Genomic DNA, 21,384 nt, shown 5'->3' on the forward strand with positions numbered 1-21,384 from the left:
TCCTCGTCTAGTTGATCAGCAGGCTGGTGGCCCAGCGGACGTCGGTGCCGGTCGCGAAGGTGTGCAGAGTGACGGCGACTCCGGCGGGGCCTGCGATCAAGCCGGATCGTGCCGGGGTGGTGTCCGTGGCGTGCTGGATCAGCAGGCGCATGATGTGGGGCAGCTGTTTCTGGAGGCTGGTTGTGCGGGCGTCGGCGGCGGCGTACCAGGCCGTAGCGGCAAGCCCTGCCCAGCCGTGGCACAGCGACGGATCGATGATCCGGCTGAGTCGGAGGGGGTCGGCAAGGCAGCGGGTCAGGGCCTCTTCTGCCGCCTCTTGCCGGGCGGAGTCGTCGAGAGCGATCCCCGCTAGCTGCTGGGCGCGGGCGACTCCAGGGGTGCCGTAGCACCAGGACGGCCGCGTCGGTCCGCTCATGGAGGGCTTCCCGGTGCGCAACTCCGCGACGGTGATCTTCTCCGGCCACCACGGTCCCGCAGGGCTTGCCTGCTGCCAGCAGTCGAGCCACGTGCAGATCCGGCGGATCGCCTCCGCGTGCCCCGGCACCCGAATGTCCTGCCGCAGGGCCAGGGCCAGTAGAGCTAAAGGGCCGGCGATGCCGTGCGCCATGCCGAAGTTGGCATGTCCGCCCTGCTCCGAACCTTCGCGGTCGGCGGGGTCTGCGCTCCACCAACCCGGTGCGAGTCGGCCCGCCTCGTCGTCGGTGTGCACCGGCTCGGTGAGCCGCACCAGGTACGCCAGCACCCGCCGGAGCAGATGTCCGTGCGGGGCGCGGCGCAGCAGGTGGGCTCCCAGGCCGGTCAGCCCGCGTACGAGGTCGAACTCCGACAGCGAGGGCCGGGTACGCGCCGCGAGGCGTGCCGTGGCACCGGCCAGACGGCGTTCCACCAGGTCATCGAGGGCATGATCAAGCGCGTCCAGGGCTGCTGGGTGGGCGTGTGGCATGGCCATGGTCAGCGCGTGGGTGACAGCGGGTGCGCCGAACCAGAGTCCGGCTCCGCTGCCGTTGTTCAGCGTGTCAGCGGTCGCGCATCGCAGCCATGCATGGACCGGTTCCCATGCACCGTGTTCTGTCTGCGCTCGCACCCCGTGCAGGAGTGCCACCCCGGCGGCACCTCGGGACAGCGACTGGGCGTACCAGCGGGTACTGCGTGGCCCGTAGTCGTCCGCTGCGAAATCCGGGGGCTGCGGCTCGGTCAGGGTGTTGGTGATGCATACGGCCATCGCCTCGGCCGCCCGTAGCAACGGTGTCCTCAGCGGTGTTTCGGTCACCGGGATGCTCCTTCGGCGCGAACCCGGCGGCGCACCGCCGCCAGCGCGACATGGCGTGCCAACCGATACGTGAGGTGTTCGGCGTCTTCGTCGGGGCCGAGAGCGCGAACGAAGTGCAGGTGTATCAGCGACGCGAGCACCGAGGCTGGGGTGAGCGGGCCGGCGACGGCGGACAGTTCGGCTGCGTACCGGGTTGCGGCCCTGGAGCGTTCCTGCCATGCATGCTGGATGGGCTCGGGAAGTTCGCTCGGGTCGAGGGTGACCGCTTGACGCAGCACATCTCGCTGGACCGGTGCCTGCCCAGTCTGCTCTGGGCGCGCCACCAGCCACTCGTATCCGTCGGTGCGGCTGCCGAGCATCGAGGCGGCCAGGTCGACCATGCTCAGGGCGGTCATTGCCTGCCGATCGATCCCAGACTCGGGCTGCGTTACCAGCTGTGCCAGGGCTGCGGTGGAGTCAGCGGCGAACAACTTCTCGGCCGCTGCCAGCGCGGTGCCGCAGCCGTACCGACCGGACTCGGGATGGTACGTGTCCAGGCTCCAATCGCCGGCAAGGCGCTGCTGTCGGAGCCCGGCGACCCACCGCCCGACCCGCACCGCCGCGTCGCCGTAGTCATCGGTGTGCAGCCGTAGTCGAAGATGCGGGGAGGGGCGTTGCATGCGCACGAACCACCACAGCGGCGGTTCGGGCCAGTCGGCGAACAGCGCGGGCAGCCCTCGCATCACCACCAGCTCCATCGTCGAAGGCTCGACAGCCACTGAAGCGGACAACAGGCCACCGGCACCCGGTATGACCGGCTCGGGAGGAGCGAGTGGCGGCCATGCGCCTCGCGCGGTTACCGCAGCCGGCGCGGCAGCGGGCGCAGCCGTCGAGGCGACTGGCACGACGATCTCGTGGGCGCGGCCGGAGAGCCAACCGAAGTCCTCCGGGCTCGCCGCGTCCACCACGGTTACCGGGCCGGGGTTGGCGTCCAGGTGGGCACGCAGCAGGGCACGATCCATGGACTGATCGAGGTGAAGCCGAAGCCGCTGGTCACCGTTGCCGACCTGCACCCATGCCGGCAGCCGCAGCCTCGTCCGCAGCGCCTCCCAGGCGGTCAACCATTCGTCATCGCCTGCGTTCGCATCGGGCAGGGCGGTCGGATCGACGCGCCACCGGGCCGCTGCCAGGAGGACGCGGCCGTACCTCAGCGCGGGTCGAAACGGCAAGCAGGAAGCCGCACCCCAGTCGAACGGTTTCAGTCGAGCGTCCGTGGCCCGCAGCAGCTCCAGGAGAAACCGGCCGAGCAGCGGCATCGTGTGGACGGCGGCGGCATGCGCCACTGTCGGCTCCACCACCCGCCGCCGCGACATCGACACCAGCACCAGCCGATCGCGTCCGGCGGTCACACCGAGGTCGTCGAGGCCAATCACATTCTCGGCCACGGGCCGGTGCTCGGCCAGGCTGACCAGCCACGGAAGTACCTGCCGGGAGTTGAGCACGTTCTGGGTGTGTAGCTTGCGCGGCGGGAAGCTCAGCTGCGCCCGCATGGCCCCGGCCACCGCGACAGGAAGGCGTGCGAACTCCCGGCACATCAACTCCCGGTCGGCGTAGGGCAGCCCGTCGAGGAAGCGCCCGCTCGTCGCCATCGCCGAGCGGCCCATGCCGGTCAGCGCGACAGTGAACCGTCCTTGTGCCAGTGCCTCCAGCGAGACCGCGCGGACCTCTGCCGAGATGTCGACGTGAGGGCTGGCAGGTCCGGTGGCTCTGCCAGTGCCGGCGAGCCATTCGACGGCCGTGTCATCGAGAACCACCTCACGAGCACCGTCGACCAACGCCTCCTGAGCCATCGCGAGCAGGCGCTCGTCACGGCCGGACAGCAGAGCCGCAGGCGCGTCGGCCACGGTGCCGAAGTGTTCTGGGTAGCCCATCCCGACGAGCGGATCTACCAGCTGAGCGAGCGGCACCACTGCCGTCATCCCGTAGCGGTCGACGAACCGGGCACGGTACGCACGCCACTCGGGACGCCCCGCCGGATCTGGCGTCAGCCGTCGAAGCACCTCCACTGATGCCGCGATCTCGGCGGCGACCTGCTCCGGCAGGGCGATCTGATCCGCGAGCTGAAGATCCACCGCGAGCGGCTGGGTGGCCGTTGCCACGCTGCGCATGTGGTCGGCGAGCCCACGAAGGTACGTCGCGCTCCCCGCGCTGGTACCACCTAGACGACAATGCAGCGAGCGCAGCTCGACCCGAAGGGCTCGCTGTCCCTCAGGATCACCGTCGAACACCGCATCGAGGGTGTCCAGGACATGCCTGATCGAGTCTGTGCACGTCGATGGTGGTCGGAGAGCGGAGATCAATACGCCGTGGTCCACCAGGCCGGCAACCATCGCGTCAGCGGACGCGCGTGGGAAGCTTGGAAACGCAGCAGCGACCGTCTCGACCAGCTCATCCCACGGCAATGGGGCACGGGCGAGTGACACCGCCAGCCGTACCGCTTCGGTGCTTCTCACCGACGTCGACTCCGCACTTGCAGAAGCGTGCGGCCGGCGCGCCACGACGATCCGAGGCCCGTTCACCAGCGCCAGGTTGTTCGCCTGCACAGGCAGACGGCGGCGCACGTCGGGCTCAGCTTCAAGGCGCGCAATCAGGGACGTGAGCCAACTCGCGTCCGGCCGTACCCGGATCGCCGGCTGCCCTGCCGGCACCACCGCAGCCACCGTGTCGAACCGCAGGGTCGCCACCCCCGAGAACAACCCGAAGGGCGTCGCACGCCGCTGCGCACGGACCAGGTACCGCGCCAGCGCCAGCGCCATCCGCCACCCTCGGTCCAAAGCAGCGCCTTCTGTGGCGAGGACCGCTTCTACGCGAGCAGCGAACTCAGGGCTGGCGGCCCAAACAGCCTCGGCCAGGCCGACCTTCCGCCACGTCGCTTGCAACCAGTCCGCGATACCGGAGGCGTCTCTCCGGTCCGGCCAAGGCGCTGGGCCGTCGGGCCATGAGTGAGCGGCAATGCGGATCGTCGCGGCATCGACCGAGCGAAACATGAATCCTCCTCCTTCCGTCACGAGGCGCTCCTCCGGGGACATGGCTGGATGTGGGGTGCCGGTTCCGGCAGGCATCGGGGGATCGCCTGCCGGAACCAGCGGGGGTGTTCGGTCAGCAGTCGCTGCCCTTCACGGTGTCGCAGCCGTCGTCCGTGTCGGCCAGCAGGGCGGCGGCGACCGGACCCTCCGTGACGATCTGCACGTCGAGCTCGAACGGGTCGTTGCTGACGGCGAGCAGGCTGTTCATTGCAACCTCCAATGGGACTGGGATGATGGGTGGGCAGGTAGCCCCCGCAGCTACCGGCACGTTGGCTGGCGGATCGATCCGCCTTTTCTGGAACGGCGTCCAAGGAGAACTCGCTACGTTCGGCCTGCCCGCCGCCACGCCCTCCCCGGCAGTGACAGCGGGCAGGAGCCTCAGGTACGCCGGACGAGCATCAGATCTTCCGGCGCAGCGCCGACACGGACGTAGGCCAACTCTCGGGCGAAGAGTGCACCCCACGCGGACTCGGGAACCCCATCGGCGGGAGCGAGACCGCGACTGTCGAGGGCCTCATAGGTCAGCCGCTCAGCGGTAGCTGCCTCGACCAGATTCATCCGGCATCCGCACGGTGAGCGGTAGCGGCGCCGTCCATCGGCGGATTCGAGCGGGCAGAGCGGCAGGCCGCACCCCTTACAGACCAGCAATCCCCACAATGGGTAGAGATGGTCGGGTAGATTCGTGCCCCCCACCATCGCGGCGAAGATCTTCATGGCGTGTAGCCGAGATCGACATTCCGGTCGGCCGCACCCGCACCCTTGCGGCACCGCCGGATGCGTCCGGTAGACGTCGATAGCAAGGTTGACCAGGCGCGAGCTATGCAGACTCGACACGAGCACGCCCGCCGTGGCACCTGCGCTTTGACCACTGCCTGGAGCCGGCCGCACCCCTTCGATGCCGCCGCAGGCCCCGGTAGCGTTGATGGCGATCAGCGTTGCGCTCGTGGCGTCCATGCCGCTCCTCCCGCACCTCGGACGTGGGAGTCCGCCGCGAACCTGTCGCCGCGTGACCCCACTCAAGCCGTAGACACATCGCTTGTGGTGATTCCACGATCGCGGTTCTTGCGTAGCCCCGGGAACACCGGCCAATGGGGAAAGTTAGGGGGAGACTTACCGGTCGCCGCGCGCTTGACCAGTGGTTTCCTTGCGGAAAGCATGATCGGCGCTGGCGGTGATCGGCAAAATAGGCGTTACGCTCTCGTCGCCGGCGTCCAGGCGGGATGGATCGCCGGGGCTATTCGCGTCTCTCGCCGGGGGTGTCGTTGATCAGTCCATATGTGCGTCGTCGCCGGCTCGCTACCGAACTCGTGCGGCTACGGGAGGAACACGGCTACTCCGCTGAGCGGCTTTGCAAAGAGACAAAGATCGCCAAGCAGAAGCTGAGCCGTTTGGAAAACGCGAGAGTCCGACCAGATCAAGACGAGATCATGCGAATCCTCGACCACTTTCGGGTTGACGAGCAGCGGTGGGAAGAGATCATGGCCATCGCTCGCGAGTCCCAGGAGAACGGCTGGTGGGAGAAGTTCCGCGTCGAGATGGGACCACGCCAGGCCCTCTACGCGGACCTGGAAGCCGGTGCAGAGCACATCGCCGAGTACCACATCACCCTGCTGCCGGGCTTGTTGCAGATCGCGGCGTACACCGAGGTACGCGCGGTGGCAGATCGCGCTGCCTACCCCCGCAGGTTCACAGTTGCGCGAGCGCTGGAAGCTCGAGCTGCCCGGCAACGGGTCCTTGACAGACCCGGCGGACCCACCTACGAAGTGATCATTGATGAGCTCGCAATCCGTCGGCACGCCGCACCGCCGGAGATCGTCCGCGCGCAGCTTGACCACCTGATCAACGTCGGTCACGAGAAGCAGAAGACCACGATCCGGGTATTGCGGCTGACCGCGCGAATCGCCGGCAACGCGGTACCCCGATCGTCGTACTTCAGCTACCGATACCCCGACCCGAGCGATCCGGTGGTCGTCGCGGTCGACACCATCACCAGCGACCTCGTCCTCACCGACCCGGACGAGGTTGCCAACTACGCCTCCTTGTACGAGCGCCTGCGTTCCGCGGCCCTCAGCCCCGCCGACAGCCTCGACTTCCTCGCCAGCGTGGCGGAGGAACTGCCCGACTACACCAGGAGATGACCATGCACCCCGAGAAGTTCACCAACTGGCGGAAGTCCAGCCGCTCCGGCGGTGGCGACAACTGCATCGAGGTCGCCTTCGCGCTCGACGGCACCGTGGGCATGCGGGACTCGAAGGACCGGACGGGACCAGTGCTGGGGTTCACCCGGGGTGAGTGGACGGCGTTCACCGACGGCATCCGTGACGGTGAGTTTGACGCATACTGAGCTGCTGCCTCGTCGGCGCGCCCGGCCTCCCGGGCGCGCCGCGACGACCTCAGCCGACATGAGTGTCACCGCTTGCACGCGCAGATCATGCTGGTCGGCGTAGTGCCCTGCCCGCCAATCTCGCGCCGGCTCAGAAGGGGGCCGGACGGCGATGCGAGCATGAGTGGGAGCTGCACGCTACTGTCGACTTGTCCTCCGTTCAGCGGATCGAGGCGAGTGTCTGCTCGATGTGTTCGAAGATGTCCGCGTCCGTCTCTTGCTGCCACTCCGGCATGTCTGACCAGTCGGCCACGTAGGAAGCCTTCGGGTTCGGAAAGTGTTTGAATATCTGCGCAACCCAGCACAGGGCAACGAAGCGTCCTTTCTGTTCACGGGTCAGCTTTGCCGTTGCGCCGTCGGCTGCCTCGATGAACTGGCGGACCTGCTCATACACTGCGGCGGCACTTTCCCTTTCCCATCCGGGCGTATCGTCCCAGGGGGTGACATAGCCCGGTTTGGGTTCGCCAGGGTAGTGCTTACGGACTCCCGCGATCCATGCCTCGCGGAATACGCGCCCCGATTCTTCGATCTGCACGCTGGTCCTCCCTCTGATCGTGTCAGCTCCCTGCCCTTATCAGGGCATTGATCTGGCTGTTGAGATGCCGCACGTGAGTGTCAGCAAGGAACGGCTGCAACTGGTGGTGTAGTCGGTTGAGTTTGGAGCTGACCACGCCCGAGCTACTTTGGCGGGCTGTATCGAGAGCGGCGCTGCCGTAGAGCACGATCTGGTGTACGTCGCTACGGTGAACTCCGACCAAGGCGAGGTCCGTCAGAACGGTTCCGCGTCGTCGCGTGGAGAGGCTTTGCGACAGAGCACCGGACAGCACCGGTTCGGCCAGGTCTGGGCGCCTCAACTCGACGTAGCAGGCTCCACGTTCCTCGGCGAGCCGGGAGCCGTTGAAGCGCAACCATCCGCCGTTGTGTACCTGGCCGTGCAGGTGGTTGACCTCTTCGGCTTGGTCGAGCGCCCGCCGGCATCCGCTGAGGTCGCCGAGGCCCGCGAGAGCCTGTGCCCGCACAGTGTGTGCCCAGTGCCGGGTCGACAGCGCGCTGTTGCCGTTCTGAGCCAGGCCGGCGGCAACGTCCAGCATCGGTGCGGCGTGCCGAAAGTCGCGCTCGTAGACGCTGATGAAGGCGTGACGGATCATCGCGCACGCCCAGAGGTCGTAGGCAGCGGCTTCTCGGGCCGCGGTCGCTGCCAGGGTGTAGCAGTGCGCGGCCTCGCTGTACGCGTTCGCGTCGAAGGCGACCTCGCCGGCGAGCTGGAGCAGGTCGGCGGTGACCCCGCAGAGCCTGCGGTGCACGAGTGTCGTGTGGGAGCGACGTAGGTTGGCCGTGAGTGTGGTCAGCTGACGGTTGACCAGCGGTGATACTGCTGCCTTGGACTCGGCCGAGCCGAAGGCCGCCCACAGCTGGGCGTTCAGCCCCTCGTACTCGTCGAGGGTCGCTGGGTCTAGTCGCCTCTTCCCGTCACTGGAGGATTCGATGCGCGCCAAGTCGAGCTGGCTGCCCGGGACGGGCGCGGCCAACAGCGCACCTGTCAGGCTCAGCAGGCGTAGCAACTCCCGGCGGTTCATGTCGCCAGTGTCCGTGATCTGCCTGCCGGTCGGCGACTCGCCAGGGTGATCATCCTTGGCAGCGAGCGGCTCACCCGGGAGCACCCGGTGGGCAACGGGGTCAGTATGGCGTTGGCCACGGGTGATGTAGAAGCCCAGGTCGGCGTCCCGCGATGCCTTCAGCACCGCCCGAAATGCCTCCCGGGTTGTGGGCTTGGGCCAGCGATGTTCTCCTCGCTCAAGCTTTCCAACGTGGTTGGCGTCCATGCTGGTTCTCGTGCCGTAGGTGCCCCACAGGTAGTTGTTGACCGCCTCGGCGACCTCCTGCCGGGACATCCGTCGGCCTGAACCGCTCGGGGACAAAAGTCGGCGGCGGGCGTCGCTGAGCAGGGTGTTCGGGCCATCTGGCGCACCCGACTTCGGTGCCAACCGATCACCGCCCGTCGAAACTCGCTGGTATTCCTGTCGGGCGGCCCTGCAAGATTGCTGCCACCCTCATCCCTGGTCTGCTGGACCTCGGCCTCCGTTCTGCCAAACGAGGCGGCCCGACGGTCCGGTTTGCCGGAATGCCACGCCAGCATGCCAGCGTAACTACCTGATCACAAGACGGACTACCAACGGAACGTCAGGCTGGTCTCGAACGGTGGCTGGTGGGGCGGAAGATCGTTCCACAAGACCTGTGCAAGCGGGTCTTCCGAAGTGCCTGCTGCGCATTGGGGCGCACCCTGCCGCTCGCGGTCGCTCGGGCCTGTCGTTATGGGGGCATGCCTGCCCGGACTGGCGATGCGACGCATCGCTGACCTGCACCCCGGGCGCGGCGAAAGACCGACGCCTGGGACACCAATGTCATCGTCGACGGGGCCCCCACGTTGCCGCACATGCTACGGCGGGTCGACACCGGGGACGACACGTTGGCTGAGCTAGAAGTCCTCGTCGGCTTCGACGACGACCTCGCCGGCGAACCCACCCGCGTGTCCAACCGCGTCCGGGGCCTGCTCACCCAGGTCCAGGTCCACCCCGCCCTGGAGCGACTTGACGCGGATTCTTGCGGCGACACACTGCCCGGCTCGCCGAGCGACTGATGGGTTACTCCGCCCGGCTCGACCTCGACACCGGTCAGTAACGACAGCCCTGACCGGTTTATGGGACTGCACTGTCGGGGTTGGGCGTGGAGCCTTCCTGGACTATCTTAAGCACGGCGTGCCGTCCCAAACCGGGGTGTCAACGCCGGTCCTGATCGGAACGACGCAGAGGCCGAGATCACCCTTAGGACGGCGCGCCGCTTGAGGACCAGGCTCAACGACCCACCACAGGTTCAGATCATCGCTCCTGTTCGGGCAAGCTTGGTGCCAGGAGATTAGAAACGTAACAGACGGGACTTTGCATGGCGGCGGGGTACACCGGGGGGCTCGAACTTACCTGGACGAATAAGGACAAGGCGCTCCTATCCACGGGGGACGGCAAGTACGACTACACGTTTGTCGATCGCGCCGACTACCGCGTTTCAGAGGTTCGGCTTTTGCATGAAGTGGAGCGCATCGAAGCGCAGCCCCGCGAGGGTCGGCCCGATGGGCTACCCGAGCCCACCACCGAAAATCTGCTCATTTCGGGCGACGCCATGCATGCTCTGGACATTCTCAACAAAGTCCCCGAGTACGCGGAGCGCTACCTTGGCAAGGTGAAGTTGGTGTACATCGATCCTCCGTTCAATACGAGGCAGGCGTTCGCCAACTACGACGACAACATCGAGCATTCCGTCTGGCTCACGATGCTTCGGGACCGGTTGAGGCAGATCAAGCCGCTCCTGTCTGACGATGGTTCGGTGTGGGTACATCTTGACGACGCCGAGGTACACCGCTGCCGTTCGGTGCTGGACGAAGAACTCGGTGCTGAGAACTTCCTTGCAGAGGTCGTGTGGCAGAAGGCCACATCGCCGCGGAACGACACCACGGGCTTTTCGGTCTCGCATGACAGCCTGTTGGTGTACCGCAAGACCGATCGCTGGGTCCCGAACCGATTGAAGCGGCTCGCATCCTCGAATACATCGCGCTACCGTTCCCGAGATGGTGACCCGGTGCCGTGGCGCGACGGCGACGCAACGGCAGGGAAGGCTGCTACCAACCACCCGATGGTTTATGGCATCCAGCACCCAGTCACCGGCGGGCTGATGTACCCGACCCCCGGTCGTTGCTGGGGGAAGGCGCAGTCTTGGTTCCTTGAGCAGATGAACGAGTACGCCAAGTACGAGCTGCGCGACATCGGTGACGAGGCTCGCCGAGCCACCATTTGCGGCACCACCCCGGATCGAGTAAAACCAGGTGTCCCGGCCATCATGCTTGCGGAGCCCTTGGAGGCCGCAGCAAAAGCAGCACGCGCCAGGCACGAGGCGGGAAACTGGCCCGAGTTGGTCTTCCTTGATCTCGACAAGGAGCGCATCCAGCGCAAGAAGCACCTGGCCGACGAGGGCCGCGTCCCGGAAACACTATGGTTCGCATCGGACGTCGGTGGCTCGCTGCGCGGCAAGAACCAAGTACGCGACTTGTTCCCGGACCTCCACGCCTTCGCCACGCCGAAGCCAGAGGAATTGCTCCAGCGGGTCATCCACATCGGCTCGAATCCGGGCGACATCGTGCTCGACTGTTACGGCGGCTCCGGAACAACCGCGGCAGTCGCACACAAGATGGGGCGCCGTTGGGTGACCGTCGAGCTTCTCTCAGCCACGGTCGCTACTTACACGAAACCACGGCTAGCACGGGTCGTGAGAGGCGAGGAGCCAGGCGGGATCACGACGTTGACCGAGCGTGTGGCAGACGCAGACCTACCGGCAGATATGACGCCAGATGAGGCGCAGGAGTTCAACCGCCTCCTGAGCAAGGTCGTGAAAGGTGTCGACCTCGATAGGGAAGCGATCAAAGCCCTTCGGGGCGCCACAAAGACCAAGAACCAGACCGCAACCATCTGGCACGGTGGTGGAGGATTTTCGCATCACGAAATCGGCCCATCGATGTTCGAGAGCATTGCCGACATCGTCGTTCTCGCTGAGTGGGCCACCCAAGGCGACCTCGCGCAGGCAATGTGCGCCCAGCTCGGCGTTCGTTACCGACCTGACGGGATCTTCGCCGGCAAGCGCGGTCGGGTTCGCTACGTAATCCTGGACGGCCTGGTAGGGCACGGCACGGTGGAGGCGATTCTTGACCAACTCCCCGAGAAAGAGATCGTTGAAGTCTGGGCGACGCAAATCGACCTAGACGCCGAAGAGGCGCTCCGCAAGTCGCGGAAGGGGTCACGGCTGACGAAGATCCCAGAGGCCGTGCTCGATACCTACCGGCGACGGGCTGCCAACACCTCTCCCTTCAACCGCCGCACTCAGGAACCGGAGGGAGCCGACTCATGAGCGGCATTAACATCAACAACGATCTCCTCGCCGAGATTGCCCACCGACTCGAATTGCGCGAGCCCAACCGGGCAGCGGTCGAGAGTGTCGCGGCGATGACTTCAATGCACTTTGATGTCGATGCGAAGGCCGCACCATTCGATTGCGTCGTCGACTCCGCCACCGGGGTTGGCAAGACCTATGTCATGGCCGGCCTCATCGAGTACTTTGCCGGGATTGAGACACCCGCTCGTAACTTCCTGCTCCTCGCCCCAGGCCGCACGATCCGCGACAAGAGCATTAAAAACTTCAGCCCGGGCCACCGCAAGTCCCTGGCTGGCGCGATGGAATCTGAGCCCTTTGTCATCACGGCCGACAACTTCCAGAGCCCGGCAACGCGCAAGGTGATGGAGGACAGCAGCCGCACGAAACTGTTTATTTTTACTGTCCAAGCCCTCACTTCGAAGACCGGTGAAGGGCGCGCCACTCACGAGTACCAAGAGTGGCTCGGTGGCTCCCTATTCAACTGGCTCAGTAGCATCGACGACCTGGTTATCCTCGCCGACGAGCACCATTGCTACCGCGGCCCAGCGTTCTCGAAGACCATCACCGACCTGCGACCCGAGCTCGTCGTCGGCCTGACGGCAACCCCTGCGAAGGCGGATGAGAACCTTGTTATCTACCGCTACCCCTTGGCTCGCGCGATCAAAGACCAACTAGTCAAGACGCCCGTCCTCGTTGCACGCAAGGACGACCGGAAGGACGACCACACCAAACTCCTCGACGGAGTTACTCTGCTCCGCTACAAGGAGCGGCTCGCCCACGCGCGGTGCGACGAAGAAGGCATTCCGCGCATCAACCCGGTCATGCTTGTCATCGCTCAAGACACCGCCGAAGCCGACCGTTACCAGGAGTTGTTTGACAGTGAGTCGTTCGACAACGGCGCCTGGATCGGCCGCACGCTGCTCGTCCACTCGAACCTGAAGGGTGACGACAAGGAAGAGGCCCTGGCCGCGCTGGAGGATGTAGAAGCCCCGAATTCACCCGTGCGGATCATCATCAGCGTTGGCATGCTTAAGGAAGGCTGGGACGTCAAGAACGTCTACGTCATTGCCTCCATGCGCGCCAGCGTGTCCTCGGTGCTGACTGAGCAGACCCTCGGGCGGGGTATGCGCCTCCCGTTCGGGGAGTACACCGGCGTCGAGATGCTCGACACTGTCGAGGTGCTCGCCCATGAGCGGTACGAGGCCCTGCTGGCCAAGCGGCAGGCGCTTAACGAGAAGTTCATTGACCACGCTGTACTCGCCGAGATCCGCCGCACCGCGGACGGCAAGCTTGTCGCTCGCAGGAAGGTCGTCGACGAAGAGGCCGACGTCATTTCCTCTGGCGATACTACTGCCGGCGACGCAGCGTACGCCGACGAGCAGACCGGTGCGCCGACGTCCGGCTCACTCGCGGCCGAGTTTGCGCCAGCGGGTGGAATCGTCGACCTAGAAAACCTGCTCGGCAAGGCCAAGGAGGCGGCAGAGGAGACCGAGTCCAAGGTGCGGAAGCACTACCCGCTCCTGGACCGCGCGGAGATTTCTATTCCGTACACGCAGAAGGTTCCCTCCAAAGCGGTGATCTCCCTCAATCAGATCCATGACGACGCACCCTTCACCGCGCTCGGCAAGGCACTCGCGACCGAGGCTGACACCGAATTGCGCCGGACACTGCTACGGCCTGATGAAGGCGGCACGATCCGCGGCGTACAAGCCGAGGCAAGGGTCGAAGCCCTTGCCCTTGGCATCCCCCTCGAAACCTCTCGTGGTGGTCTCGTGAAAGCCATCATGCGCGCCCCCAGCGTCCGCCCGGAAGCAGGAGAGGCACGCGCTGCACAACGTCTCGCCGATCTGCTCATCGAAGGTATGGGAACTGGCGCCCAAAAATACCTTTCCGCGTTCTGGGAGCGCGCGGCCCGCAGGCTCACCAACCTGGTTACGGACCAACTGAGGAAAGTCGCCAGCCAGGACATCGTGTTCTCTGATGAGGTGAGATTCCAGAGGCTGCAGAAAGAACGCCAGACCACCAAGGAACACCTTGGCGGGCATTCCGAACCGCACTCGAAGTCCGTTGCCTACAACGGTTGGACAAAGTGCCTCTACGAGTACGCCTGGTTCGATACTTCACCTGAGTACAAGGCCGCCCAAGCCCTCGACGAGGCCCCCAGCGTCATTGTATGGGCACGTCTCCACATTAAAGACCTGCCGATCACGTGGACGCAGGAGGGCCGGGAGTACAACCCCGACCTCGTCGCAATCGAGGAGGTCGACGGGCAACGAACGTGCTGGCTCATTGAGACCAAGATGAACAAGGAAGCCCACGCCGAAGACGTCCGTGCCAAGGCGAAGGCCGCCAAGACCTGGGCCAACACAGTCAACAACAGCGGCAAGGTTGACGGCAAGTGGCACTACATCCTCCTGACCGAAGATGACGTCAACGACGCCGGACTTGACTGGAAGCAGATGAAGGCCTTTGGCGCGCGATAAGTAACGCCCAGATGCCAAGCCCACAATTTATGGCCGTGGACCAGAGGGCTCAGCTTATGGCACGCCCCCGAGCAACATGCGATATCGGTAAGGCCGAGCGCCGGCGGAGCCGGACTGACGGGCGGAAGGGAGCAGGTCGTGGTGCAGGGGAGTGCCGAGGTCGTCGACGAGATTTTGAGGACCCTTGACCGAGAGCTACCGGACATCGCAGCGCAGATCCGGGAGGAGATTACCCGGGGGCGCATGGTGAAGGGGTCGAAGCTGCCCGAGAGTATCCGGCAGGATCGGCAAGATGCCCTCACGGCGCAGCGCCTCGGGCGCATCGGCAAGGACGAGCTTGCAGAAGTGCCGTACACCGACGACGAGAGCCTTGCCATACTCTGCGACACACTCCTCACGCTGGCGCACAGCTTGACAGCGAACCGGCGGGCGTTGCTCAGCTTGCTTGTCGATCATGGCATCCAGAGCGGTCACGTTACCTTCGCCCAGCCGGACGAGACGCAAACGGCTGAACCAAGCAGTCTGCAAGTCGAGGGTGAATCCGGACGAGCAGAGGTGATGTTCGGCCGCGTGAAGAGCCTTATCGAGCCGGCTCGTGAGGAGGTCAGTTCATGGCACTGACCAAAGAGGAACTTATCGCCGCAATCGAGGAGGCGATAGGCGCGCTGCGTACGGTATACACGGACGCGGCAAGGGAAGCTGATCTGTACGAGGCAGCCCTGCTCGCCGTCGCAACGGAGGCCGCTGAGGCTGCTGGAGGTGACTGCCTGATCACCAACGACGGCGTCTCGGCGGCCAGCAGCGCCGTCTTCCGCACGCAGCCCGGCAACCTGTACGCCGGAAGTTTCACGTACGTGCTGGCATCGTTCTCGGGAGGACGGCAGGTGGAAATTCACTTGGGCGTCTATGTCGCCGGGAAGTCCGGCGTCCTGCATGAGTGCGACGTGGCGGTTCTGGATCAGGAGGAAGCTGAACGTAGCCGCGTCGGATCTGTGCACCCGCGCAGTCGTAACCTCGTTGCGGCGGTGGAGGCAAAACACTACTCGGCATCGCCGAGGCTACGAGTTGGTAGGGAATTCATCGGCCTTGCCTCCGAGATGGGACCGGGCAAGTGCACACTCGCCTTCCCCGCACCTGGAGGCAGCAACATCATGCCGCTGCTCGCCAAGCACCCGGGCGAATGTTTCGACGAGCTGATTCCAGGTACTCCCCCAGCTGATCTGTTGCGTGGCCATATCACCCAGAAGATCAAAAACTGGATCAATCGTACGTAGGGTGTCGAATTTCCAGAGCTCGTCACCGTAGTCCTCACATCAACGTAGCCGCCGGAGATGAAGATCGACTCCGCGCCGTCGGTCCCATCACAGATCCCGCCCTGGAGCGGCCGGTGAATCTTCGATGGGTGTCAGAGCTGCCCGGCTGGCGAACGTCGTGCCTGCAGGGAAACTGGGATGTCGCCGTAGATGCGGTCGGCCATGGCGGCGTTCTAGGGCACCGGTACGACGCCGCGTCGTCCTCATCCAGTGGCTCGTCGATTGAGATGTTGACGGGGACGGTGTCCACCTGGGCAGCACCACAATCGGGCAGCGACCGGATGTTCGAGTAGGCGCGAACGGCGCCCCGGCATCGTGCCGGGGCGCCGTTCAAATGCTCATACAACGGTAAGCTGGGCTCCACAGTCAGCAGGTTGCCGTTCGTTGTTCCGCGAACCGGCGGAACATGGCCAGATCCTCCTCGACCACCGGCCGCAGCCGGATCGCGGTCTCACCCACGGCGTCGCCCCGTTCGATCGATGGACAGGGCGGGTGGCACCCGCCGCCGGCAACCCTACTGCCGCGCGAGCCCCTGACCGGGGCGCCGCCCGGCTGCCGTGCGAGGGGTGTGCCACAGGCATAGGGCCGTTCCTGGCCCGCGCACGGGGAGGCCCGGACCGCGGAGCGGTCCGGGCCTCCCCGGGTGGACGTAGGTCAGCTCAGGCGACCGCTGTCGCCGACCGTGCCGGCGGCGTACTCGGCACCGGGGGTGCCGAGCCGGCGGCCCTCGTCGATCGAGCCCCGCCAGGCGCCCGTCTCGACGCCCCGGTTCTCGATGTACGACTTGAACTTCTCCAGGTCCCGCTCGGCCTGCTTCTCGACGATGTGCAGCTTGTCACCGGCCTGCTCGACCAGGCCCTCGGGCTCGTACTCGAGGGAGAGCTTCACCATCGTGCGGTCGGTGGCCACGGGGTGGAAGTGGACGGCGCCCGCGTTGGTCGCGCCCTCCGTGGCCGCCCAGGCCACCTTGCGGTCCGGAACCTGCTCGAGGATCTTGGCGTCCCACTCGCGCTTCACGCCACCGATCTCGGCGACCCAGTGCATGCGCCGGTCATCGAGCTGGCGCACCTCCTTGACGCCGCCCATGAACCTCGGGAACTCCTCGAACTGCGTCCACTGGTTGTACGCGGTGCTGACCGGAACGTTCACCTCGACGGACTTCTCGACCCTGGTAGTCATGATCACTCCTTCGGGTTTCGGTCTTGGTGTTCTCGTTCGGGAACGCTTTCGCGTCCACCGGGAGTCCTACCCGGGCCCGGTGGCCCCAAACAGGTCCAACAGGGACGCCGGTCACACCGACGGTGTCGGTGGCGTGGCGGGGCGGTCAGAAGGCGCGGTACATGACGTGCAGCCCGACCCGTCCCCGGGTCGGGTGGGCGAACGCCCCGGGCACCGTGCCGACGATCTCGAACCCGTGCCGCCGGTACAGCTCCACCGCCGCGTGGTTCGTCTCGACCACCGCGTTGAACTGCATCCCGGCGTAGCCGCGCCCGCGCGCCCAGTCCAGCGCGTCCCGGCACAGGGCCGTGCCGACCCCGCGCCCGCGCGCGTCCGCCGCGACCATGAAACTCGCCGTGGAGACGTGCGAGCCGGGACCGGGCCGGTTGGTGCCCATCTTGGCCGTGCCGAGGACCCGGTCGCCCTCGACCGCCACGACGGTCCGCCCGGGCGGGCGTTCCACCCACATCCCGTACGCCTGCTCGGCGGTCATCGCCGGGTCGTACGGGAAGGTCTCCTCGGCCCGGACCACCTCGCTGATGATCGGCCAGACCTGGGCCCAGTCGGCCTCGGTGAACTCCCGGATCAGCACGGGGCGGACGCTAGCAGGGGCGGCCGGGCCGCGCCGAGCCGTTTTCCGGCCGTGGAAGACGACGAGCGGCCCGGGCCGACGCGCCGACCCGGGCCTCCGCTGGGTGGTCCGAGCGCGCTCAGCCGTCCTCGCGGTCCGGGTTCTCCAGCCGGAAGAAGTTGCTCTGCCGCCCGTCGGAGCGCTGCTCCTGGTAGATGAAGTTCAGCCGGCGGCGGTCGAAGGTGTCGAGCCACTCCTGCCAGCTGATCTCACGCAGCCGGTCCTCGCGGCCGCCCGCCGGGAAGTCGAGGCGCAGCACCCCGGGGTGCCCGTCGTGCTCGGTGCCGTCCACGGTGGCCGGCACGGCCCCGCGCGCCTCGGCCCACCGCCGGATCACCTCGTGGTCGGTGGTGACCAGGCTCCGCCCCGGGCGCTCCGGCTCGTCGTCGACGGAGGTGACCTCCTGGGAGTACCTCAGCGACCGGGAGCTGTGGCTGCCCGTGCGGACGCCACCGTCGGCGGACGCCTTCGAAGCGCCGCCGGTCGACGCCTTCGCCGAGCCGGCGCCCGTCGAGCCCTTCGCCGAGCCGCTGGCGGACTTCTTCGCCGAGCCGGCGGCGGACCGCTTGGCCGAGTCGCCCTTGGCGGGGGTGCGGTCGCGCATCGCCTTGACCAGGGCCTTGACCAGCTCGTCCTTGTGCATGTCGGCGGTGCCGGTGATGCCGCGCCGGCGCAGCCGGTCGCGGAGTTGGTCTACCTTGAGGCGGGCGATCTCGCTCTCGTTGACGTCGGGGGTGTTCGGGGTCTGGTTGCCCGGCGGGTTCGTGGTCGCGGTCGATCCGCCGCCGCGCCCCGAGCTGTTCTGCGTGGGCATCGAACGTCCATCCTTCCTCGACCCGGGTTTCCGGCTTCAGCTCTGGGCCGTCGCCGGTATCAGTACCCTGAGCCGCCGACCCAAACGTCCGCCGCGGCAGCCGCCTCAGCAGGTGGAATCAGGTATAGATGGACTCGACGTACCGCGGGCCGTAGTGGCGCTCCAGCTCCGCCAGGCTCTCCGGCGGCGCCTCCACCGTCTTGACCAGCCGCGCCCGGGACGGCAGGACGTCCGGCCGCCAGGTCTCCGGCTGCCACAGCTGCGAGCGCAGGAACGCCTTGGCGCAGTGGTAGAAGACCTGCTCGATCTCGACGACGATCGCGAGCACCGGGCGGTGACCCTGGACCACCATGTCGTCGAAGTAGGGCGCGTCCCGCACCAGGCGGGCCCGGCCGGTGATTCGCAGGGTGTCCGTCCGGCCCGGGACCAGGTAGATCAGGCCGACGTGCGGGTTGTCGAGGATGTTGCGGTAGCCGTCCGCCCGCCGGTTGCCGGGGCGCTCGGGGATCGCGATGGTCCGGTCGTCCAGGACCAGGGTGAAGCCCGGCGGGTCGCCCTTCGGGGAGACGTCGCAGGTGCCGTCCGCGCCGGCCGTAGCGATCAGGCAGAACGGCGAGGCCGCCAGCCACTGCCGGTCCAACTCGTGCAGGGCCGTCCGCTCCTTGTTCGCCGCGCGGGCCGTCGGCATCCCCAGCAGCTCGCGCAGCTCCTCGTGCGAGGTGATCTCCACCGTCACGTCATCCTCCCCCGACCGTTGACCTCGGTGGCGGCCTGCGGCGCCGACGCAGTAGGCCGCGTCCGCCCAGCCTAGGCGAGCGCGTCGCGCGCGAGGTTTGTCCACCGGTGCGCCGGGTACCGCCTCGACCGGCGCGTCGGAGAACCGACCAATGGAGGTCGCGATGGAGAGCCGACTCAAGGTGCTCGGTCACCCCGTGCACCCGATGCTGATCCCGTTCCCCGTCGGTCTGCTGGTCACCGCGGTGATCTTCGACGTCATCGATGCCCTCGGTGGCCCGAAGTTCCTCGGCGAGGTGGCGTACTGGAACATTCTGGTCGGCCTGATCGGCGGCCTGCTGGCCGCGGCGGCCGGGGCGTTCGACCTGCTCGCCATCCCCACCGGGACACGTGCCAAGCGGGTGGGGCTCAGCCACGCCGCCGCGAACCTGGCGGTGGTCCTGCTCTTCGCCGCCGTGTGGGTGGTTCGGCTCAACTCCGAGTACCGGACGGCCGGCGGCGCGCTGATCGCGATCGAGGTGGTCGCCCTGGCCATCCTCGGCGCGAGCGCCTGGCTCGGCGGGGAACTGGTCGACCGGCTCGGCGTCGGCGTCGACCGGGAGGCCAACCTCGACGCGCCCAGTTCACTGCGGCCCCCGGCGGCCCGCTGACGGATGGGAGACGTGCGAATGAGCGAACAGTCCAGCGGTGGCGGCGGCCTCGGCCGGGCCTGGCGCGGGCGGCAGCAGGGCTGGGACCCGATGGGTGAGCTGCACTCGCTGCGGTCCGAGCTGAGCCGGCTGGTCGGCGGCGGCCGGCCCGGCCCGCCCGAGGTGGAGCTGACGGAGACCGTCGAGGGCTGGGAGGCGATCGTACGGCTGCCCGGCGTCGCCCCGGAGGAGGTGGCCGTCGAGCTGGAGGAGCGTGAGCTGTGCGTCCGGGCCCGCTCGGAGGCGGAGGTCAACGCGGACCAGGGCATTCCCGGCGGCTTCACCACCCGCGGCTTCGAGTACCGGATCGACCTGCCGTCGCGGGTGGACCCCGAGCGCGTCGACGCGGTGATGGACCACGGACTGCTCCGCGTCTGGCTGCCCCGGGCGGCCCGCCCCGCGCCCCGCACCATCACCATCGGCCGCGCCGGCCACCGGACGGCGGCCGGCACCACCAGCCCCGCCGATCCGGCCGCCGACCGGGAACTGCACCGCCCGGACACGGCCGCCCGCGAGATCGACCGGCCGTAGCGCGTGGCCGTCGCGTCCCCGCTCGGCCCGGTCGGCGAACGCGTGCCCGAGGTCGCGCGCATCGCCGTGCTGCGCGCCAACGCGCTCGGCGACTTCATCTTCGTCCTGCCCGCGCTGGACGCGCTGCGCGCCGCGTACCCGGGGGCGGAGATCGTGCTGCTCGGCGCGCCGTGGCACGCGAAGCTCTGGCGCGACCGGCCCGGCCCGGTGGACCGCGTGCTGGTGGTGCCGCCGGCGCCCGGCATCCGGGGGCCCGACCCGGGGGAGCCCGAGCGACCGATGGTGGCGTTCCTGGCGGCCGCCCGCGAGGAACGCTTCGACGTGGCGCTGCAACTGCACGGCGGCGGCGGCAACTCCAACCCCCTCGTGGCGCGCCTGGGCGCCCGCGTCACCGCCGGGCTGCGGGCCGAGGACGCGCCGCCGCTGGACCGCTGGACCCGGTACGTCTACTACCAGCACGAGGTGCTGCGCTACCTGGAGGTGGCCGGCCTGATCGGGGCGCCCGCCACGACGATCGTCCCCACGCTGGCGGTCACCGACGCCGACCGGGCCGAGGCGGCACGGGTGCTCGGCGAGCCGGCGCGGCCCCGCGTGGCGCTGCACCCCGGGGCCACCGACACCCGGCGGCGCTGGCCGGCCGAGCGCTTCGCCGAGGTCGCCCGCGCCCTGGTCGGGGACGGGTACGAGGTGCTGGTCACCGGCACCCCGGCCGAGCGGGAGGTGGTGAACCGGGTGGTCGCGGCGGCCGGGGTGCCCGTCCGGCCGCAGGTCGGCACGCTCAGCCTCGGCGGGCTGGCCGCCTGCTACGCGGGCTGCGCGCTGGTGGTCTCCAACGACACCGGCCCGCTGCACCTGGCCGCCGCCGTCGGCGCGGCCACCGTGGGGATCTTCTGGGTCGGCAACATGATCAACACGGGGCACCCGCTGCGCGGCCGGCACCGCCCGATCGCCTCCTGGACGGTGCACTGCCCGGTCTGCGGGGTCGACTGCACCCCGGGGATCTACCCGCACCGCCCCGGCGACGGCGAGTGCCCGCACCGCGACTCGTTCGTCGGGGACGTGCCGGTGGTCGAGGTGGTCGAGGCGGCCCGCGAGCTGCTGGCCTGACGCGCACGCCGGCCGCGGCGCGTCCGACCGGCCTCACGCCGGCTGCGGCGCGTCCGACCGGCCTCACGCCGGCTGCGGCGCGTCCGACCGGCCTCACGCCGGCTGCGGCGCGTCCGACCGGCCTCACGCCGGCTGCGGCGCGTCCGACCGGCCTCACGCCGGCTGCGGCGC

The 21,384-nt window shown here is 67.6% G+C and carries 19 protein-coding genes and 1 pseudogene; 10 read left to right on the forward strand and 10 right to left on the reverse strand.

The features are described from left to right. Window positions 1-7: 7 nt before the first annotated feature. The 4 genes from ABGB16_RS04825 to ABGB16_RS04840 all read right to left on the reverse strand — a co-directional run bounded on the left by ABGB16_RS04825 (window position 8) and on the right by ABGB16_RS04840 (window position 5,289). Window positions 8-1,270 (reverse strand): lanthionine synthetase C family protein, encoded by a 1,263-nt coding sequence (locus ABGB16_RS04825; protein ID WP_347666722.1) that lies wholly within the window; start codon window positions 1,268-1,270, stop codon window positions 8-10. Then, a complete protein-coding gene (locus ABGB16_RS04830; RefSeq protein ID WP_347666723.1) occupies window positions 1,267-4,296 on the reverse strand; it encodes a lantibiotic dehydratase in 3,030 nt (1,009 codons plus the stop codon). Before ABGB16_RS04830 ends, ABGB16_RS04825 begins: the two co-directional genes overlap by 4 nt. Window positions 4,297-4,408: 112 nt before the next feature. After that, window positions 4,409-4,543, reverse strand: coding sequence for an FxLD family lanthipeptide (locus ABGB16_RS04835; protein WP_016815038.1), 135 nt, complete (start codon window positions 4,541-4,543; stop codon window positions 4,409-4,411). Between the two features lie 170 nt (window positions 4,544-4,713). Beyond that, the gene (locus tag ABGB16_RS04840; RefSeq protein WP_347666724.1) at window positions 4,714-5,289 is read right to left on the reverse strand and encodes a hypothetical protein; all 576 of its coding nucleotides are present in this window, start codon (window positions 5,287-5,289) and stop codon (window positions 4,714-4,716) included. Window positions 5,290-5,597: 308 nt separating this feature from the next. Here ABGB16_RS04840 and ABGB16_RS04845 point away from each other — a divergent pair, with 308 nt between their 5' ends. Both ABGB16_RS04845 and ABGB16_RS04850 read left to right on the forward strand, forming a co-directional pair. Beyond that, on the forward strand, window positions 5,598-6,473 hold the full coding sequence (locus ABGB16_RS04845; RefSeq protein ID WP_347666725.1) for a helix-turn-helix transcriptional regulator: 876 nt from the start codon (window positions 5,598-5,600) through the stop codon (window positions 6,471-6,473). Next, complete coding sequence (locus ABGB16_RS04850; protein WP_347666726.1) at window positions 6,470-6,679, forward strand: DUF397 domain-containing protein; 210 nt, start codon at window positions 6,470-6,472, stop codon at window positions 6,677-6,679. Before ABGB16_RS04845 ends, ABGB16_RS04850 begins: the two co-directional genes overlap by 4 nt. Window positions 6,680-6,878: 199 nt before the next feature. On the opposite strand, the gene ABGB16_RS04855 is transcribed toward ABGB16_RS04850, so the two are convergent. Next, on the reverse strand, window positions 6,879-7,253 hold the full coding sequence (locus tag ABGB16_RS04855) for a hypothetical protein (protein WP_347666727.1): 375 nt from the start codon (window positions 7,251-7,253) through the stop codon (window positions 6,879-6,881). Between the two features lie 22 nt (window positions 7,254-7,275). Next, the gene (locus ABGB16_RS04860) at window positions 7,276-8,610 is read right to left on the reverse strand and encodes a transcriptional regulator (protein ID WP_347666728.1); all 1,335 of its coding nucleotides are present in this window, start codon (window positions 8,608-8,610) and stop codon (window positions 7,276-7,278) included. Window positions 8,611-9,030: 420 nt separating this feature from the next. Here ABGB16_RS04860 and ABGB16_RS04865 point away from each other — a divergent pair. The 5 genes and pseudogenes from ABGB16_RS04865 to ABGB16_RS04885 form a co-directional block, all read left to right on the forward strand. After that, window positions 9,031-9,308, forward strand: a pseudogene (locus ABGB16_RS04865) (transposase); the annotation flags it as partial. A 350-nt stretch (window positions 9,309-9,658) separates the two neighbouring features. Continuing rightward, the gene (locus ABGB16_RS04870; RefSeq protein WP_347666729.1) at window positions 9,659-11,668 is read left to right on the forward strand and encodes a DNA methyltransferase; all 2,010 of its coding nucleotides are present in this window, start codon (window positions 9,659-9,661) and stop codon (window positions 11,666-11,668) included. Next, window positions 11,665-14,175 carry a DEAD/DEAH box helicase family protein gene (locus ABGB16_RS04875; protein ID WP_347666730.1) on the forward strand — a complete coding sequence of 837 codons (2,511 nt, stop codon included), beginning with the start codon at window positions 11,665-11,667 and terminating at the stop codon, window positions 14,173-14,175. The genes ABGB16_RS04870 and ABGB16_RS04875 overlap by 4 nt, the downstream gene beginning before the upstream one ends. Before the next feature lie 138 nt (window positions 14,176-14,313). Next, on the forward strand, window positions 14,314-14,796 hold the full coding sequence (locus ABGB16_RS04880) for a hypothetical protein (RefSeq protein WP_347666731.1): 483 nt from the start codon (window positions 14,314-14,316) through the stop codon (window positions 14,794-14,796). Then, window positions 14,787-15,449, forward strand: coding sequence for a hypothetical protein (locus ABGB16_RS04885; protein WP_347666732.1), 663 nt, complete (start codon window positions 14,787-14,789; stop codon window positions 15,447-15,449). The genes ABGB16_RS04880 and ABGB16_RS04885 overlap by 10 nt, the downstream gene beginning before the upstream one ends. A gap of 693 nt (window positions 15,450-16,142) precedes the next feature. Here ABGB16_RS04885 and ABGB16_RS04890 read toward each other — a convergent pair. The 4 genes from ABGB16_RS04890 to ABGB16_RS04905 all read right to left on the reverse strand — a co-directional run bounded on the left by ABGB16_RS04890 (window position 16,143) and on the right by ABGB16_RS04905 (window position 18,887). After that, window positions 16,143-16,667 (reverse strand): SRPBCC family protein, encoded by a 525-nt coding sequence (locus ABGB16_RS04890; protein ID WP_347666733.1) that lies wholly within the window; start codon window positions 16,665-16,667, stop codon window positions 16,143-16,145. Between the two features lie 145 nt (window positions 16,668-16,812). Then, window positions 16,813-17,298 carry a GNAT family N-acetyltransferase gene (locus ABGB16_RS04895; protein WP_347666734.1) on the reverse strand — a complete coding sequence of 162 codons (486 nt, stop codon included), beginning with the start codon at window positions 17,296-17,298 and terminating at the stop codon, window positions 16,813-16,815. A gap of 118 nt (window positions 17,299-17,416) precedes the next feature. Then, complete coding sequence (locus ABGB16_RS04900) at window positions 17,417-18,151, reverse strand: hypothetical protein (RefSeq protein ID WP_347666735.1); 735 nt, start codon at window positions 18,149-18,151, stop codon at window positions 17,417-17,419. A gap of 118 nt (window positions 18,152-18,269) precedes the next feature. Continuing rightward, the gene (locus ABGB16_RS04905) at window positions 18,270-18,887 is read right to left on the reverse strand and encodes a pyridoxamine 5'-phosphate oxidase family protein (RefSeq protein ID WP_347666736.1); all 618 of its coding nucleotides are present in this window, start codon (window positions 18,885-18,887) and stop codon (window positions 18,270-18,272) included. A 163-nt stretch (window positions 18,888-19,050) separates the two neighbouring features. Here ABGB16_RS04905 and ABGB16_RS04910 point away from each other — a divergent pair, with 163 nt between their 5' ends. The 3 genes from ABGB16_RS04910 to ABGB16_RS04920 are packed head-to-tail and all read left to right on the forward strand — an operon-like array spanning window position 19,051 to window position 21,213. Then, the gene (locus tag ABGB16_RS04910) at window positions 19,051-19,536 is read left to right on the forward strand and encodes a DUF2231 domain-containing protein (protein ID WP_347666737.1); all 486 of its coding nucleotides are present in this window, start codon (window positions 19,051-19,053) and stop codon (window positions 19,534-19,536) included. Between the two features lie 18 nt (window positions 19,537-19,554). Next, window positions 19,555-20,106, forward strand: coding sequence for an Hsp20/alpha crystallin family protein (locus ABGB16_RS04915; protein ID WP_347666738.1), 552 nt, complete (start codon window positions 19,555-19,557; stop codon window positions 20,104-20,106). Window positions 20,107-20,109: 3 nt separating this feature from the next. After that, window positions 20,110-21,213 (forward strand): glycosyltransferase family 9 protein, encoded by a 1,104-nt coding sequence (locus ABGB16_RS04920; RefSeq protein WP_347666739.1) that lies wholly within the window; start codon window positions 20,110-20,112, stop codon window positions 21,211-21,213. The last annotated feature ends 171 nt before the right edge of the window (window positions 21,214-21,384 follow it).

The sequence above is a fragment of the Micromonospora sp. B11E3 genome (assembly GCF_039871625.1).
Taxonomy (GTDB): domain Bacteria; phylum Actinomycetota; class Actinomycetes; order Mycobacteriales; family Micromonosporaceae; genus Micromonospora.

Bases quoted from the DNA above. Each gene is read 5' to 3' on its own strand.
- ABGB16_RS04900 (WP_347666735.1), bottom strand. From the start codon at position 18,151: ATGCCCACGCAGAACAGCTCGGGGCGCGGCGGCGGATCGACCGCGACC.
- ABGB16_RS04910 (WP_347666737.1), top strand. From the start codon at position 19,051: ATGGAGAGCCGACTCAAGGTGCTCGGTCACCCCGTGCACCCGATGCTG.
- ABGB16_RS04875 (WP_347666730.1), top strand. From the start codon at position 11,665: ATGAGCGGCATTAACATCAACAACGATCTCCTCGCCGAGATTGCCCAC.
- ABGB16_RS04890 (WP_347666733.1), bottom strand. From the start codon at position 16,667: ATGACTACCAGGGTCGAGAAGTCCGTCGAGGTGAACGTTCCGGTCAGC.
- ABGB16_RS04840 (WP_347666724.1), bottom strand. From the start codon at position 5,289: ATGGACGCCACGAGCGCAACGCTGATCGCCATCAACGCTACCGGGGCC.
- ABGB16_RS04835 (WP_016815038.1), bottom strand. From the start codon at position 4,543: ATGAACAGCCTGCTCGCCGTCAGCAACGACCCGTTCGAGCTCGACGTG.
- ABGB16_RS04860 (WP_347666728.1), bottom strand. From the start codon at position 8,610: ATGTCCCGGCAGGAGGTCGCCGAGGCGGTCAACAACTACCTGTGGGGC.
- ABGB16_RS04830 (WP_347666723.1), bottom strand. From the start codon at position 4,296: ATGTTTCGCTCGGTCGATGCCGCGACGATCCGCATTGCCGCTCACTCA.
- ABGB16_RS04870 (WP_347666729.1), top strand. From the start codon at position 9,659: ATGGCGGCGGGGTACACCGGGGGGCTCGAACTTACCTGGACGAATAAG.
- ABGB16_RS04850 (WP_347666726.1), top strand. From the start codon at position 6,470: ATGACCATGCACCCCGAGAAGTTCACCAACTGGCGGAAGTCCAGCCGC.
- ABGB16_RS04885 (WP_347666732.1), top strand. From the start codon at position 14,787: ATGGCACTGACCAAAGAGGAACTTATCGCCGCAATCGAGGAGGCGATA.
- ABGB16_RS04915 (WP_347666738.1), top strand. From the start codon at position 19,555: ATGAGCGAACAGTCCAGCGGTGGCGGCGGCCTCGGCCGGGCCTGGCGC.